This window comes from Nocardioides sp. GCM10028917, assembly GCF_042666175.1.
Classification (GTDB): domain Bacteria; phylum Actinomycetota; class Actinomycetes; order Propionibacteriales; family Nocardioidaceae; genus Nocardioides.
Map to the genome: position 1 here is coordinate 1,197,595 of NZ_JBHTFL010000007.1, position 15,728 is coordinate 1,213,322.

The 15,728-nt window shown below is 73.1% G+C and carries 14 protein-coding genes; 10 read left to right on the plus strand and 4 right to left on the minus strand.

All coding sequences use genetic code 11. The features are described 5' to 3' along the window. Positions 1-6 precede the first annotated feature (6 nt). The gene (locus ACFQW6_RS15115) at positions 7-933 is read left to right on the plus strand and encodes an anti-sigma factor RsbA family regulatory protein (protein WP_378546799.1); all 927 of its coding nucleotides are present in this window, start codon (positions 7-9) and stop codon (positions 931-933) included. 57 nt (positions 934-990) lie between these two features. On the opposite strand, the gene ACFQW6_RS15120 is transcribed toward ACFQW6_RS15115, so the two are convergent. After that, a complete protein-coding gene (locus ACFQW6_RS15120) occupies positions 991-2,385 on the minus strand; it encodes a sensor histidine kinase (protein WP_378546802.1) in 1,395 nt (464 codons plus the stop codon). Next, complete coding sequence (locus ACFQW6_RS15125) at positions 2,382-4,031, minus strand: FAD-dependent oxidoreductase (protein ID WP_378546805.1); 1,650 nt, start codon at positions 4,029-4,031, stop codon at positions 2,382-2,384. The genes ACFQW6_RS15120 and ACFQW6_RS15125 overlap by 4 nt, the downstream gene beginning before the upstream one ends. 284 nt (positions 4,032-4,315) lie before the next feature. On the opposite strand from ACFQW6_RS15125, the gene ACFQW6_RS15130 reads away from it, so the two are divergent. The 3 genes from ACFQW6_RS15130 (at position 4,316) to ACFQW6_RS15140 (ending at position 6,216) form a co-directional block, all read left to right on the plus strand. Further along, positions 4,316-4,519, plus strand: coding sequence for a cold-shock protein (locus ACFQW6_RS15130; RefSeq protein WP_378546809.1), 204 nt, complete (start codon positions 4,316-4,318; stop codon positions 4,517-4,519). 111 nt (positions 4,520-4,630) lie between these two features. Next, positions 4,631-5,317, plus strand: a complete 687-nt coding sequence (locus tag ACFQW6_RS15135; protein ID WP_378546812.1) for a phosphatase PAP2 family protein — start codon at positions 4,631-4,633, stop codon at positions 5,315-5,317. Then, a complete protein-coding gene (locus ACFQW6_RS15140; RefSeq protein WP_378546815.1) occupies positions 5,314-6,216 on the plus strand; it encodes an NAD-dependent epimerase/dehydratase family protein in 903 nt (300 codons plus the stop codon). The genes ACFQW6_RS15135 and ACFQW6_RS15140 overlap by 4 nt, the downstream gene beginning before the upstream one ends. Positions 6,217-6,267: 51 nt before the next feature. Here ACFQW6_RS15140 and ACFQW6_RS15145 read toward each other — a convergent pair whose 3' ends face one another. After that, positions 6,268-7,350, minus strand: coding sequence for a methyltransferase (locus tag ACFQW6_RS15145; RefSeq protein ID WP_378546818.1), 1,083 nt, complete (start codon positions 7,348-7,350; stop codon positions 6,268-6,270). A 165-nt stretch (positions 7,351-7,515) separates the two neighbouring features. On the opposite strand from ACFQW6_RS15145, the gene ACFQW6_RS15150 reads away from it, so the two are divergent. Then, positions 7,516-9,078 carry an alpha/beta hydrolase gene (locus tag ACFQW6_RS15150; RefSeq protein ID WP_378546821.1) on the plus strand — a complete coding sequence of 521 codons (1,563 nt, stop codon included), beginning with the start codon at positions 7,516-7,518 and terminating at the stop codon, positions 9,076-9,078. Between the two features lie 16 nt (positions 9,079-9,094). Here ACFQW6_RS15150 and ACFQW6_RS15155 read toward each other — a convergent pair whose 3' ends face one another. Beyond that, complete coding sequence (locus tag ACFQW6_RS15155) at positions 9,095-10,552, minus strand: phospholipase D family protein (RefSeq protein WP_378546824.1); 1,458 nt, start codon at positions 10,550-10,552, stop codon at positions 9,095-9,097. Positions 10,553-10,616: 64 nt separating this feature from the next. Between ACFQW6_RS15155 and ACFQW6_RS15160 the strand changes: the two genes are divergently transcribed. The 5 genes from ACFQW6_RS15160 (at position 10,617) to ACFQW6_RS15180 (ending at position 15,725) form a co-directional block, all read left to right on the plus strand. Next, positions 10,617-11,051 (plus strand): hypothetical protein, encoded by a 435-nt coding sequence (locus ACFQW6_RS15160; protein WP_378546827.1) that lies wholly within the window; start codon positions 10,617-10,619, stop codon positions 11,049-11,051. Positions 11,052-11,098: 47 nt separating this feature from the next. Further along, a complete protein-coding gene (locus ACFQW6_RS15165) occupies positions 11,099-11,527 on the plus strand; it encodes an SRPBCC family protein (RefSeq protein WP_378546830.1) in 429 nt (142 codons plus the stop codon). A 150-nt stretch (positions 11,528-11,677) separates the two neighbouring features. Beyond that, complete coding sequence (gene nirB, locus ACFQW6_RS15170; protein WP_378546833.1) at positions 11,678-14,272, plus strand: nitrite reductase large subunit NirB; 2,595 nt, start codon at positions 11,678-11,680, stop codon at positions 14,270-14,272. Further along, positions 14,269-14,619: a nitrite reductase small subunit NirD gene (nirD, locus tag ACFQW6_RS15175; protein ID WP_378546836.1), complete on the plus strand. Its 351-nt coding sequence runs from the start codon at positions 14,269-14,271 to the stop codon at positions 14,617-14,619. The genes nirB and nirD overlap by 4 nt, the downstream gene beginning before the upstream one ends. After that, complete coding sequence (locus ACFQW6_RS15180) at positions 14,616-15,725, plus strand: uroporphyrinogen-III synthase (RefSeq protein ID WP_378546839.1); 1,110 nt, start codon at positions 14,616-14,618, stop codon at positions 15,723-15,725. Before nirD ends, ACFQW6_RS15180 begins: the two co-directional genes overlap by 4 nt. Positions 15,726-15,728: the final 3 nt, after the last annotated feature.

Sequence of the window (15,728 nt, forward strand, 5' to 3'; positions counted from 1 at the left end):
GTCGTCATGAGCGTGGCTGCGACCCACACCAGCCTGTTCTACGACGGCGACCGGGACTACGCGACCGAGGCCGGGGGCTTCCTCCGTGAGGGCCTCGAGCACGGACACCGGGCGCTCGTGATGGCACCACCGTCGCGCATGGCGCTGGTCGCGACGGAGCTGGGAGCGGACGCGGACGCGGTCGACTTCATCGACCAGGCCGTCGCCTACGAGCCCCAGTGGAACGCCTACCGCGTCCTGCTCGACCACCTCGCCACGACGCCGGACGTGCCGACGCGCGTCGTGGCCGAGCAGTCACTCCTGCGGCGCGCCCCTGCCGAGCTGGTGGACTACCGGAGGCTGGAGTCGGCGGCCAACCTGGTCTTCGAGGGGCGATCGGTCGACCTGCTGTGCCCGTACGACGCCCGCGCCCTCCCCGACACCCTCCTCGACATCGCCCTGCGAGCCCACGACGGCCTGCGCGTGAGGGGGTCCGTGGTGCCCAACGCCCGTTTCCGCGACCCGCTGGAGGAGCTCGCCGGACTGGCCGCCGTGGTCCAGCCGCCGGCACACACCACGACGCTCGACTGCTCCTGCCAGTCCGACGTCTCCCTCGTGCGCCGCACGGTGCGGGCGAAGGGGGCGCAGGACGGGCTCGATCCTGAGGTGGTCGACGACCTCGAGCTCGCGGTCTCCGAGGTCCTGACCAACGCCCTCCTGCACGGCTCGCCGCCCACCCTCGTCCACCTCTACGAGGAGGCCGACATGTGGGTGTGCCACGTCCAGGACGGCGGCCGTCTGCCGGTCGACCCCCTCGCCGGCGTCGTACCCCCTGCCGAGCTGTCCGACCACGGCTACGGGCTGTGGCTCGCGCGGCAGCTGGTCGCGGCCGTCGACGTCGGCAGCGACCTCACCGGCACGCACGTGCGGCTGCACGTGCGCCTGCCCCGCTGACCAAGTCCCAGCCGGTCCCAGCCGGTCCCAGCCGGTCCCAGCCGGTCCCAGCCGGTCTCAGCCGGTCTCAGCGCGCCGCGGCAGCCGCACCGCCACGACCGTGTGCCCCGGCTCCGACCGGACGTCGATGGCCCCGCCGTGGTGCTCGACGACGATCCGCCGGGAGATGTCGAGGCCAAGGCCGGTCCCCCTGCCGACCTCCTTGGTCGTGAAGAACGGCTCGAAGGCGTGCGCGGCGACCTCGTCGGTCATGCCGGCCCCGGTGTCGCACACCTCGACCACGACGTCGCGCTCGTCGGTGAAGGTCCGCACGGTCAGCGTGCCGGCCTCCTCCATCGCGTCGACGGCGTTGTCCACGAGGTTGGTCCACACCTGGTTGAGCTCACCTGGGTTCGCCGTGACGGCGGGCACGGAGTCGTCGTAGTCGCGGACGACGGTGATGCCGCCTTCGCGCAGCTTGTGGCCGAGCATGATCAGCGTGCTCTCGAGGCCGTCGACGACGCGGACCTCCTGCACGGCGGCGCGGTCGAGCTGGGAGTAGGACTTCACGGCGGAGACCAGGTCGGAGATGCGGCTGGTGGCGTCCTGTGCCTCCGCGATGAGCGCGGCGGTGGTCACGGAGCTCGCCACCCACTCGAGGCCGGCCTGGAGGGCGGCGCCCGGCAGGGCCGATGCTGCGCGGTCGAGCCACGCCGGTGAGGCGCCCGCCGCGGCCAGCGCCGGGGCGATCACCCAGTCGCGGTCGACGGCGTGGTCGCCGAGCCAGTCGAGGAGCGACTCCTCGAGGTCGGCGAGGGCGACCCCCGTGGGCGCGGACGCGACGTCGATCGAGCGGCGCAGCTCGTCGAGCGCGACGAACTGGGACGCCGAGATCCCCTCGCCGGCGAGCCGCTGCAGGGCGGCGAACACGTCGTCGCTCGACTGCTGGAGCGCCCCGACGGAGCGGACCGCCGCCGAGGCCGGGTTGTTGATCTCGTGCGCGAGGCCCGCGGCGAGGGTCCCCAGCGCGACGAGCGCCTCACGCTGGCGGGCGTTGCCCTCGATGCGGCGCGCCGTGCCGATGAGGCCGCGGAGCAGGTGGACGGCGAAGGGGAACCAGGCCTCACCGAAGCGGCCCAGCTCCGCGGCGGGGAGCCGGAAGACCCGGGTCGTCTCCATGACCCGCGCGGACCCCATGTAGATCCCGTGCTCGTCCCACGCCCGGAAGCCGCCTGCCCACTGGCCGGCGTGCTCCATCGTCGCCATGATCGCTTCCTCGTGGCCGATCCGCCGCACCAGGTCGATGCGCCCGGACAGGAGCACCCACCAGTCGTCGGCCGGACGACCCTCGTCGAACAACCGGACCCCGGCGCCGTACGTCTCCTCCGATCCCGCCGCGGCCATGTCGGCCACCTGCGCGTCGGTGAAGCCGTCGAGGATCGGGACCGCGCGCAGCTCGTCGACGAGGCTCATGTCGCCGCCAGGTAGCGGTGGACGAGGTAGACCGACATCGCGCCCTCGCCGACGGCGGACGCGACGCGCTTCATCGAGTCGCGGCGTACGTCGCCGGCGGCGAACACGCCCGGCACGCTCGTCTCCAGCGCGAACGGTCCGCGGTCGAGCGGCCATGCGAGCTCGGACGGCAGGTCGGGGCCGGTGAGCACGAAGCCCCTGTCGTCCCGCGCGACGGAGTCCCCGAGCCACTCGGTGCGCGGAGCGGCGCCGATGAAGATGTAGACCGCGCTCGTGTCCACGTCGTCGACCCTCCCTGCGCTCCGGTCGCACAGCCTGATGCCCTCGAGGTGCCCGTCGCCGCGGGTGCCGACGATCTCGGTCTGCAGCCGGACCTCGACGTTGGGCGTGGCGACGATGCGGGTGACGAGGTACTGCGACATCGACGCCTCCAGCGACGTGCCGCGAACGACGAGCACGACCTTCCTGGCGTACTTCGCGAAGTTGAGCACGGCCTGCCCCGCCGAGTTGGCCGCGCCGACGACGTACACGTCCTCGCCGACGGTCTGCGTCGCCTCGCTCGCGCTGGCGCCGTAGTAGATGCCGCGGGCGACGAAGTCGTCGAGCCCTGGCGCGTCGAGTCGGCGGTACGACACACCGCTGGCCACCAGCACCGCGCGCGCCTCGATGTCGGGCGAGCCGTCCAGCAGCACCGCGCGCACCGGACCGCGGGTCTCGAAGCCGACGACGTCGCGCGCGAGCACCATCTCGGCGCCGAACCGCGACGCCTGCGCCACCGCGCGGTGCGTCAGGTCGGCGCCGGAGAGGCCCTTGGGAAAGCCGAGGTAGTTCTCGATGGACGCACTCTGCCCGGCCTGGCCGCCGGGTGCGTCGCGCTCGACGACGACGACCTGCAGCCCCTCGGAGGCGGCGTACACCGCGGCTGCCAGGCCGGCGGGCCCGGCGCCGACGACGCAGAGGTCGTAGAGCGGCTGGGTCGCCCGGGTGCTCAGGCCGAGGGCGCCGGCGAGCTCGACGGTCGTGGGGGAGCGGAGCGCGGAGCCGTCGGGCAGGGCGACGACGGGGACGTCGTCGACGTGGGCGCCGGCGAGCTCGAGCAGCCGGGTCGCCTCCTCGCTCTGGTCGACCTCGAGCCAGCGGTAGGGCACGTGGTTGTGGGTGAGGAAGGTCTTGACCTCCGCGGTCCGCTCGGACCACCGGTGCCCGACGACACGCACCTCGGAGTCGCGGTCGGGGTGGCCGTTGGCCCAGTCGCGGAGCAGCTCGTCGAGCACGGGGTAGAGCCGGTCCTCGGGCGGGTCCCACGGCTTCATCAGGTAGTAGTCGAGCGCGATGTCGTTGATGGCGCGGATCGCGACGTCGGTGTCGGCGTAGGCCGTCAGGAGCAGCAGCCTGGAGTCGGGGGACTGCTGCCGCACCTCCCGCAGCACCTCGATCCCGGTCATCCCCGGCATCCGCTGGTCGGAGACGACGGCGGCGACCGGTCGGTCCTTCAGCAGCTGGTCGGCGAGGATCTCGAGCGCCTCCTGCCCCGACGTTGCCCGCAGGACCCGGTAGTCGTGCCCGTAGCGCTGGCGGAGGTCCCGCACGACGGCGGCCACCACGGCCGCGTCGTCGTCGACCGCGAGGATGGCTGGCTTCGCCATCGGCACCTCCCCGTTCGTTGCCGTCCCCGGGACGCTACTGCCGCCGCCGCGCCGCCCACAGGTGGTCAAGACCAGCCCCGTGGGGTCGCCGAGGTCTCCCGTTCGGCGCCGGTGCCGTAGGGTGGGTCGTGTTGAAGGGGACGGCTCCACGTCGCCCAGGTCGCGCACCATGCGCGACTCGTATCTCGTTTTTCCTGGTTTTCGGTTCGCTGGACATCAGCAGGATGGATGTCTTCAGCAGCTCGGCGGCAGGTCGTCGCCGACAGAGAACAAAGGAACAGATCATGGCTCAGGGCACCGTCAAGTGGTTCAACGCTGACAAGGGCTTCGGCTTCATCGCCCAGGACGGCGGCGGCGAGGACGTCTTCGTGCACTTCTCGGCGATCCAGTCCGGCGGCTTCAAGTCGCTCGACGAGAACCAGAAGGTCGAGTTCGACGTCACGCAGGGCCCCAAGGGCCCGCAGGCCGAGAACGTCCGCGTCGTCTGACGCACTCCGAGGAGCCCCGACCGCCCAGCGGTCGGGGCTCCTCGCGCGTCCGGCCCCTTCCGGTCCCTGGGGGTGGACGACGCCGCCTCCGATCTGGGGCAGGCTCTGCCCGTGAGCTCGTCGACGGAGCGGCGCCAGGCCGCGCGCACGCTGTCCCTCGTCTGGATCCTGCTCGTCCTCGGCGTCCTGGCCACGGGCTGGCTGCTCACCGGACCGCTGGCCTCGGCGGTCGATCCCCGGGACGACGGCGTCGTGCGCTGGCTCGAGGACCGCCGCACGCCCGACCTCGACACGGCGGCCGCCGCCGGCAGCGCGGTCGCCGACACGATCGTCGGGGTGGGGCTGGCCGTCCTGGTGGGCCTGGCCGGCTCGTGGTGGCAGCGCTCGTGGCGACCGCTCGTCTACTTCACCGTGCTCGTCGGCGGGTACCTCGCGCTCTACGTCATCGTCACCCACGTCGTCCCGCGCGACCGCCCGCCCGTGGAGATCCTCGACCCCGGCCTGGTGCCGGACCACAGCTTCCCGTCCGGGCACATGGCCACCTCGATCGTCGTCTACGGCGGGATCGTGCTGTGGGTGTCGGCGGTCGCGCCGCGCTGGCGTCGCTGGGTCTGGCCGCTGCTCCTCGCCCCGCTGGTCGTGGCCCCGTCGCGGCTCTACCAGGGCGCCCACCACCCGACCGACGTGATCGCCAGCCTGGTCTTCGCCACCGTGTGGCTCCTGGTGGTGGCCCGCGTGCTCCTCCCGGGGGAGGCGCGGGAGGAGCGTCAGGACCGCGCTGTCATGGTGGAGACATGACCTCTCCGAACGTCGTCGTGACCGGTGCCAACGGACTGGTGGGCAGCCACGTCGTGTCCGCCCTGGGCGAGCGTGGGGCGACGGTGCGTGCCGTCGTACGCCGGGTGGGAACCGCGCCGCAGCACCCCGGCGTCGAGGAGCACGTCGGCGACTTCGCCGACCCGGCCTTCGCGGCGACCGTGGTGGCCGGCGCCGACGCCCTCGTCACGACGGTCCACCCGCTCGGCAGCGGACGCGACGACCAGCGCCGGGTCGGGCTCGACGGCACCCTGGCCATCGCCGAGGCGGCGGTCGCCGCAGGCGTACCCCTGCTCGTGCACGTCTCGACCGCCGGCGTCTACGACCGCAGCCCGGAGGTCGGCGACGTCGACGAGTCCGCGGCGCTCGTGCCCGACGACTCGTCGGCCTACGGCGTGGTGAAGCGCGACGTCGACGCCGCGCTGGCGCGGATGGAGGGCACGACCCGGGTGCTGCTGCGCCCGCCGGCCATCCTCGGCCCGGGCGCCTCCTCGGTGTGGAACACCGTCCGGCCCGCGCAGATGAGGGACGACGAGGGCGAGCGGCACGCCAACCCCGACCAGACCTTCGCGTGGGTGCACGTCGACGACCTCGCGAGCATCGCCGCCGACCTGGCCACGGGCGCGATCGCGCCGGCCGCCGACCCGGATGCGGGTCCGGTGGCGGGCGGCTGCACGCCGGTCAACGTCGCCAGCGGCCCGGCCACGCAGCGCGACTACGTGGGCGCGGTCGCCGACGCCCTGGGCGTCGAACCGACGTGGGACGAGGGTCCGGCGTGGTCCGGGCAGATCCTCGCCGAGCGCGCACGCCGCTGGGGCTGGGCGCCGCGCGTCGACCTGGCCACGGCGCTCGAGGAGCTGAAGGCGGGCCTGCGGGGCTGACCTGCACCGCGATCGCCACGAGAGCCAACGCAGGAAGCACGGGCGTCCACCTCAGGCCGCCGGTCGCGCCTCGAGGAGCGAGATCGGCGAGATGGTCGGCACCACCCGCGTCATCTCGAACCCGGACCGGCCGAGCAGGGCGGCGTACTCGCCCTCCGTGCGCTCGCGACCGCCGGCGAGGAGCAGCATGTCGAGGTCGAGGATCTTGGCGAAGTCGGGCCCGCCGCCCGGGTGGACCACGCTCTCCAGGAGCACCAGCGTCGCGCCGTCGGGCATGTCGCGACGGAGGGTGGTCAGGAGCGCGAGGGCCCGGTCGTCGTCGAAGTCGTGGACCACGCGCCGCAGCACGTAGAGGTCACCGTCATCGGGCACGCGGTCGAAGAACGACCCGCCCTCGAGTCGGCAGCGCGACAGCACCCCGGCCTCGCGCAACCGCTCTCGAGCGTCCGGCAGGAGCGACTCCTGCTCGAGCAGCACACCCTCGGCGGCCGGGGCTGCTCCGAGCATCGACGCGAGGAGCTGGCCGTGCCCGCCGCCGATGTCGACGATCCGCCGGAAGGGGGTGAAGTCGTACGCCGCAGCGACGGTCGGCCAGTCGAGCGCGGTGAGCCGCGACATCGCCTCGTTGAAGGTGGCGGCGTAGTCGGGGTCGCGCTCCAGCAGTCCCCACATCGAGACGCCGTGCACGGCCTCGGCCTGGGCCTCACCGGTGGTGACGGACTCCGGCAGCCGGTGCCAGACCGACTGGTAGCGGGGGTCGCCGATCATCAGCACCACCGCCCGCATCGAGTCGGGGGCGTCGGACAGGAGCGGGCGACCGAGGGCGGCCAGCTCGAACCGGTCGCCGTCCTGGCGCAGCAGGCCGTAGCCGGCGGCGGCCCGCAGCAGGCGGAAGGTCGCGTCGGGGTTCGTGCCGAGCTCGCCGGCCACGTCCGCAGCAGTGCGCGGACCGCCAGCCAGTGCGTCGGCCACGCCGAGCTTCGCCACGGCGTACACCGTGTTGGCCTCGATCAGACCCGACACCAGCTCGAGCACGCCGACCGGTGGCGGCACCATCCGCCGGGTGAGCCCCAGGACCGCCGTACGAGCTGCCGAGGCCGCGCGGGCGACCCGGACGGGAGGAAGTCTGGTCATGTCGCGCCCCTCAGGTCGTCAGGGATGCTGACCATCATGGTCAGGAAGCCTGACTACGTCAAGGGCAACGATGGACCGCGAGCGCGAGCGGGCCGAGCACCTCGGACCGTAGCCCGCCGACCGCCTGCTCGTTGGTGTCTGTGACCCCGTCGCAGGAGAGATGCCATGCCCACGCTGCTGCACCGACCCACCGCCCGGCTCCTCGCGGCCGCCGTCGCCGGCCTGCTGACGGCTGCGACCGCGCCGCTCGTCGGTGCGCCTGCCTCTGCGGCCGACGCGGTCACCACGACCGACGGCTGCCTGCGGAGCGTCCCGGACCCGGGTACCACCGCGCCGGTCGACATCTGCTTCACGATCTTCCGGCCGGCGGGCGCCACGAAGGACCGTCCGGTGCCGATGGTGCTGCACAGCCACGGCTGGGGCGGGAGCCGTACGACGGATCCCGGAGCGTTCGCCCACCTGACGGACGCCGGGTTCGGCGTGCTGAGCTTCGACCAGCGGGGCTTCGGCGAGAGCGGCGGCAGGGCCCACATCGAGAACCCCGACGTGGAGGGCAAGGACGTCCAGGCGGTCGTCGACCTCGTCGCCGCCCAGCCGTGGGTGCAGAGGCAGCGTCCGGGCGACCCGGTGCTGGGCGCGATCGGCGGGTCCTACGGCGGCGGCTACCAGTTCGTCGGGGCGCTCAGCGAGGTCCGTGACCGTGGCGCGACCCGCTTCGACGCGCTGGTCCCCGAGATCACGTGGTTCAGCCTGACCGAAAGCCTGTTCCCGCAGGGCGTGCCGCGCACGGAGTGGGCCGCGGCCCTGACCGCGGCGGCGCTGCCGACGGACGCCCTCCCGCCGCGGGTCGTGCAGGGCTTCGTCGAGGCAGCCGCGACGGGCAACGTGCCGACGCACCTCCACGAGTTCCTCGACCGCAACGGTCCCGAGTGGCACCTGCGGCAGGGCCGTGGGCTCGACGTGCCGGTGCTCCTCGGCCAGGGCGCGACCGACAACCTGTTCCCCCTCGACCAGGGGCTGAAGAACTTCAGCCGGGTGCTCACCGACAAGGCACGCTCGCGGAGCATCTTCGTCGGCTACAACGGCGGGCACACCCTGCCGGCCGTGCTGCCGGCCGGGACCAACCTCGACATCCCGCTGGCGACCGCCGACGCGTGCTCGACGACGCTGGGCAGCCCCGACTTCGCCGACCTCGGACTCCGGTTCCTGCAGCAGAACCTCCAGGGCAGGCAGACCGGTCTGACCGGCTTCGGCCGCTACCACCTGACCACCGCGGCCGGCGACCGCTGCGTCAGCGTCCCCGCCGTCGCGCCCACCACCTCCGTCGAGCTCGGCGAGGTGGTGACCACGGTGGGAGCCGGCGCTCCGCTCGCCTACCCGATCGCGCAGGGCCCGCTCACGATCGCAGGGTCGCCCACCCTCGACGCCCGGCTCACCGCCCTCGGTCTCGACAACCGCGCCTTCCTCGGGCTGTCGGTCGGGACCAGCCCGCTCGACGCCCGGATCGTGCAGAACAACATGCTGCCCATCCGCGAGAACGGCATCGCGATCGACAAGCCGCGCCGTGGGGTCGAGCTGCCCTCGGTCGCCGTCGACGTGCCCCCCGGGCAGACCCTCTTCCTGACCGTGGCGCCGGTCTCCGACATGTCGGTCGGCTTCGGCAGCCGGGTGATCGGGGCCATGCGGATGAAGGACGTGGTGGTCCACCTGCCGGTGACGGACCGGTGAGGGATCCTCGGCAGCCTCAGAAGTCGGTGGTCCCGCGCAGCCGCCGCGGCCTGCCGTCGGGGTCGTAGGCGTAGCGGTAGGCCGGCCGGGCCCACAACGTCGTACGACGCGGGAGCCGGGGCGGCTCGTGCACCTGGACCCGGCTCCCGGGAGCGTCGACGCGCGACGTCCAGAGACCCAACGGGTCGTCGATGTCGGCGAGCCGCGGGTCGTCGTCGGCCAGGCCGAGGTGCTCGGCCCACAGCGACGTGCGCAGCTCGCGCGGCAGCTCGCCGTCCGGGTCGACCACCGCGCAGGTGAGCTCGGAGTCGTGGGTCCACGAGCGGAGGTTGAGGTTGTCGGAGCCGATCGTCATCCACTCGTCGTCGACGATGCAGACCTTGGCGTGCACGTAGATCGGGGTGCCCTCGGCGTTGTGGAGGTCGAACATCGTGAAGCGGTCGCCGCCGGCCTCCTTGAGTCGCTCCCACGCGACCCGCTGGCCGTGCTTCATCGGCGGGCCGCCGACCCGGGTGTCCTCCTCCGGGTAGCGCGGCACGACCGCGATGACCTGCAGCCCCGGCTCGCGCCGGAGGGCGTCGGCGAGCGTCGCGGCCACCAGGTCGGACCAGAAGTACTGGTCCTCGATGTAGACCAGCCTGCGCGCCCGGCTGAAGGCGCGTGAGTAGGCGCGCGCGATCGACCGCTCGCCGTCGGGTGCGAACGGGTAGCGCGGCCGCTTGAAGGGGTAGGTCCGCAGGATCTGCACCTGGTGGCGGCCGGCCTCCGGCGGCGGGTCCCAGCGCTCGGGCAGCTGCTCGGGGTGCCGCGGCATCCTCGCGATCCGGTGCGCGACGGCGCGGTAGGGGTTGCGGTGGTCGAGCGGGGTCGTGTCGTCCCATCGCTCGGTGAAGGTGTCGAGCACGTGCGCGACGGCCGGACCGCGGATCTCCGCCATCGCGTCGTGCCACGGCGGGGCCTCGCCGTACCGGTCGTCCAGGGGTGCTGCCTGCGGGTCGCCGGCGTGGACGGCGTCGTCGCGCCGGCTGTGGCACAGGTCGATGCCGCCGACGAACGCGACGTCCTCCTCGGGCCGGCCCTTCCGGCGCACGACGAGGAGCTTCTGGTGGTGCGAGCCGCCCTTGCGCACCCGCTCGTCGAGCAGCGCCTCGCCGCCGCACTCGTTGATGATCCGGCCGAGGTGGCTGTTCTCCTCGCTGTTGAGCCGGCCCGGGTGGGAGCGCCACATCAGCGCCCGCACCTCGACGTCGCGCGCGGCGGCGGCACGGAGCAGCTCGGCGACGGTCGGCCCGTCCTCGGTCAGCCGCTCGTCGGAGTCGCCGCGCCAGTCGGTGAAGAAGATGCGGTCGCCGGCCGCCGTCGCCTCGACCAGCTCGACGAGGCGCGCGAAGTAGGCCGCGCCGTGCACGCGGGGGACCACCAGGTTGCCGGAGGTCCACGGGCGCTCCGTCTCCGGCAGGAACCACTCGCTCACCCCCACAGGTTCCCAGCACCGGACGTTTCAGTCACCGTTTCAGTCACCGTGCGACGCTCGGGGCGTGCCGGACCGCGCCCTCTCGACCGACTCCCTCGGTGCCTGGCTGGTGAAGGCCAGCGGCGCCGCGCCCTCGACCCGCGAGCACGTGCGCGCCGGATTCGCAGGCGTGGAGACCTGGTGCGTTCGGCCGACCTACCGCACCGACCTCGTCGCCGCCGGGCAACCGGTGCTGCTCTGGGTGAGCGGCTCCGAGCCCGGCCTCCCTGCCGGCATCCACGCCCACGGCCGGACCACGGGCCCGGCCCGCGACGGCGTGATGCCGATCGTCCTGGTCCCGCTCGACCAGCCGCTCCTGCGCTCGGAGCTCGTCGGCGACCCGGACCTCGCCGCGCTGGAGGTGCTGCGGATGCCGGCCGGCAGCAATCCGTCGTACGTCACTCCCGGGCAGCTCGAGGTGCTCGTCGGCATGTGCGAGGAGCTCGCCCGGCCCGTGTGAGGTCGCAGGCGTCGCACGGCGTGGGCGCACCGGTGCACACTCGGGAGATGCCCGGTCTCCAGCACACCGTCACGATCGCCGCGCCACCCGAATGGGTCTGGGAGGTGGTCGTCGACGTCGAGCGCTGGCCGGAGCGGATACCGACGGTCGACTCGGTCCAGCGGCTCGACGACGGCCCGCTGGCGGTCGGCTCCCGCACGCGGCTGCAGCAGCCCAGGCTGCCGGAGGCGGTGTGGACGGTGACCGATCTGGAGCAGGGCCGGTCCTTCACCTGGGGATCGAGGTCGCCGGGCGTCGCGATCTCCGCCCGCCACGTGGTGGAGCCCGACGCAGGCGCGACCCGCCTGACCTTGACCGTCACCATCGCCGGGCCGATGGGCCGGGTCGGTTGGCTCATGACGAAGGGGCTGACCAAGCGCTACGTCGAGACGGAGGCCGCCTCGATCAAGCGGGTGGCGGAGGAGGGCGCCCCCTAGGTCGCGGCCGGTCGAGCTGAACTGACGTCAATTCAGTCCGCCCGGGGGGCCCGCGCGGGGACCGGCCCGTGTGAGGTCGTGCCACCCAGTTTTCACGGCCGAAACATTCACGAACGCCACCGACAACATGCCGTTCCTAGGTTCGTCGGCATGACCAAGCGCCAGCGGATCGTCGTCGTCGGGCACGGCATGGTGGGCCACCGGTTCGCCCAGGCCGCCGTCGAGCGCGGCCTCACCGAGACCCACGACGTCCTCGTGCTCGGCGAGGAACCGCGGGCGGCGTACGACCGGGTCGCCCTCACGAGCTGGTTCAGCACCGGCTCGGATGCGCTCTCGCTGCTTCCCGGCGGGGAGTACGACGACCCGCGCGTGCGGCTGGTGCTCGACAGCGTCGTGACCGAGGTCGACCGCGCGGCGCGGACGGTCACCGTCGTGTCGCCGCCCACTGCGGTCGGGGACCCGCTCGCCCACCCGGGCGCGGTCACGGTCCACGAGTACGACGTGCTGGTGCTCGCCACTGGTGCGGCGCCGTTCGTCCCGCCGGTCGAGGGCCGCGGCAAGGACGGCTGCTTCGTCTACCGCACCATCGAGGACCTCGAGGCGATCCGGGCGGCCAGTGCCGCGGCGACCAGCGGCGTCGTGATCGGCGGCGGGCTGCTCGGTCTGGAGGCGGCCAACGCGCTCGTCCAGCTCGGCCTCGACACGCACGTCGTCGAGATGGCACCGCGGCTGATGCCGGTGCAGCTCGACGGCGCCGCGGGCGCCACGCTCGTGCGGCACATCGAGCGCCTCGGCGTCACCGTGCACACCGGTGTGGTGACCGAAGCCATTCTGAGTGAGGGCGGCGAGGGCGGGTCGTCCGTCACCGGGCTGCGGCTGCGGCAGGCGGGCACCGAGGAGGGCGCCCCCACGGAGGTCGTCGACACCCAGGTCGTCGTCTTCTCCGCCGGCATCCGACCGCGCGACGCCCTGGCCCGCGAGTGCGACCTCGAGGTGGCCCCGCGTGGCGGCGTGCTCGTCGACGAGCAGTGCCGCACCGCCGACCCGCACGTCTTCGCGATCGGCGAGTGCGCGGCGCCCGGCGGCACGATGTACGGCCTGGTCGCCCCGGGCTACGCGATGGCCGAGGTGGTCGTCGACGCGCTCCTCGACGGGCCCGGAACCTTCACCGGCGCCGACATGTCGACCAAGCTCAAGCTCCTCGGCACCGACGTCGCGAGCTTCGGCGACGCGTTCGCGACCACCGACGGCGCGCTCGAGCTGACGTACGCCGACGCGGTCGCCGGCGTCTACAAGAAGCTCGTCGTCAGTGACGACGGTCGGCGGCTGCTCGGCGGGATCCTCGTGGGCGACGCGTCGGCGTACGGCGTGCTGCGACCGATGGTCAGCAGTGGGCTCGCACTGCCCGACAACCCCGAGCAGCTGATCCTGCCCGCCAGCAGCGGCGTCCAGCTCGGTATGCCCGACGAGGCGCAGGTCTGCTCGTGCAACGACGTGTCGAAGGCCGACATCCTCCACGCGGTCACCGAGCAGGGCTGCGAGACCGTGGCGGACGTCAAGCAGTGCACGCGGGCGGGCTCGACGTGCGGCTCGTGCGTGGCGACAGTGAAGAACGTCATCGAGGACCACTTCGCGAGCGTCGGCAAGGTCGTCGACAAGGGACTGTGCGAGCACTTCCGGCTCACCCGGCAGGAGCTCTTCGACGTCGTCGCGGTGCACGGCTACCGGCGCTTCGACGACATCGTCGCCGCCCACGGCACAGGCCGCGGGTGCGACGTCTGCAAGCCCGCGATCGCGAGCATCCTGGCCAGCCAGACCAGCACCCACATCCTCGAGCCGGCGACCGCGGAGCTCCAGGACACCAACGACGCCTACCTCGCCAACCTGCAGCGCAACGGCACCTACTCCGTCGTCCCGCGCATCCCCGGCGGCGAGATCACGCCCGACAAGCTGATCGTGATCGGCGAGGTGGCGCGTGACTACGGGCTCTACACGAAGATCACCGGCGGGCAGCGGATCGACCTCTTCGGCGCCCGGATGGAGCAGCTGCCCGCGATCTGGCGGCGGCTGGTCGACGCGGGCTTCGAGTCGGGGCACGCCTACGGCAAGTCGCTGCGCACGGTGAAGTCGTGCGTCGGGTCGACCTGGTGCCGCTTCGGCGTGCAGGACTCGGTCGGGCTCGCGATCGCGCTGGAGCTCCGCTACCGCGGCCTGCGCAGCCCCCACAAGCTCAAGGGCGGCGTCAGCGGCTGCGCCCGCGAGTGCGCCGAGGCGCGCGGCAAGGACTTCGGCGTGATCGCGACGGAGAAGGGGTGGAACCTCTACGTCGGCGGCAACGGCGGCGCGACGCCGGCCCACGCCAGGCTGCTCGCGGGCGACCTCTCCACCGAGACGCTGGTCTCCTACCTCGACCGCTACCTCATGTACTACGTCCGCACCGCCGACCGGCTCCAGCGCACCTCGACCTGGATCGACCAGCTCGACGGGGGCCTCGACCGGGTGCGGTCCGTCGTCGTCGACGACTCGCTCGGCCTGGGTGCGGAGCTGGAGGCGGAGATGGCGCGGCACGTCGGCGGCTACGAGGACGAGTGGCGCGCGACGCTCGAGGACCCGGCCAAGCTCGCCCGGTTCGTGACGTTCGTCAACGCGCCGGACACCCCCGACCCGTCCATCGCCTTCACGACCGAGCGCGACCAGATCCAGCCGATCGCCCCGGCCCTCATCCCGGTGGGAGCACCCGCATGACGACCACCGCCATCTCCCTGACCCCGGTGTGCGCGGTCGACGCCATCCCGCTGGAGGGCGGTGTCGCCGCCCTGGTCGACGGCTCGGCCGTGGCGGTCTTCCGCTCCTTCGACGGGTCGGTGTTCGCCCTCTCCAACGTCGACCCCTTCAGCGGTGCGTCGGTGCTCTCGCGCGGCATCGTCGGCACCCGCGGCGACGTGCCGGTGGTGAGCTCGCCGATGTACAAGCAGGCCTTCGACCTCCGCACCGGCGCCTGCCTCGACGACGCGGCGGTGCGGGTGACGTCGTACGACGTCGCGGTGGTCGACGGCGTCGTGCACGTCGGGCCGGCCCGGGAGGTCGCGTGAGCCTCCCTCTCTCGGGATTCCGGATCGGGGTCACGGCTGCCCGCAAGGCCGAGGAGCAGGTGGCCCTGCTCGAGCGCCGCGGCGCCACGGTCGAGTGGGCGGCGGCGCTGTCGCTCGAGCCCAACCACGTCGACCTCGGCGAGCTGCTGGCCGCGACCAAGGAGGTCATCCTCGGGCCGGTCGACCTGTTCCTCGCCACCACCGGCATCGGCATGAAGACCTGGCTCTCGGCGGCCGCCGACGCCGGGCTGTACGACGACCTGGTCGCTGCGCTCGGCTCCGCGGAGATCCTGGCGCGCGGCCCGAAGAGCGTCGGCGTGCTGCGGGCCAACGGCCTGCGTGAGCTGTGGGCACCGGAGTCGGAGTGCTTCGAGGACGTGCTGGCCCACCTCCGCGGCCGCGACCTCAGCGGCAAGCGGATCGTCGTGCAGGAGCACGGCCAGTCGCTGTCGATGGCCGCCCACGCGCTCCGCCGGCAGGGTGCGTCGGTGGTGACGGTGCCGATCTACCGGGTGGCGTCGGCGGACGACCCGTCGCCGATGTTCCACCTGATCGACCTGATCGCCGACCGCGAGCTCGACGCGGTGACGTTCACCTCGGCGCCCGCGGTCGCCGCGCTGATGGAGGCCGCCTTCTCCGTCGGACGCCGCGACGACGTGGTCAGCGCCTTCCAGTCCGACGTCGTCGCCTCCTGCGTCGGCCCGGTCACCGCGGCGGCGTTCGAGATGTGGGGCGTCCCGACCATCGTCCCCGACCGCTCGCGCCTGGCCGGGATGGTCAAGCAGCTGGAGACCGAGCTCCCGACGCGCCGCGACGGGATCGACGTACGCCTCGCGGACGGGCGGACGCTCATCGTCCACACCGACTCGCTCCTGCTGGACGGGGTGCCCGTCGAGCTGTCACCCGCGCCGCTCTCGGTCCTCCTGTCGCTCCTCGTCAACCCGGGGCACGTCGTCTCCCGCCGCGCACTGCTGGCCGCGCTGCCGTCCGGTCAGGCGGGGTCCGAGCACGCCGTCGAGATGGCCGTCGCCCGACTCCGCGCTGCTATCGGGACGAAGGCCGTGCTCACGGTGGTCAAGAGGGGATACCGGCTCGCCGTGGGATGACGC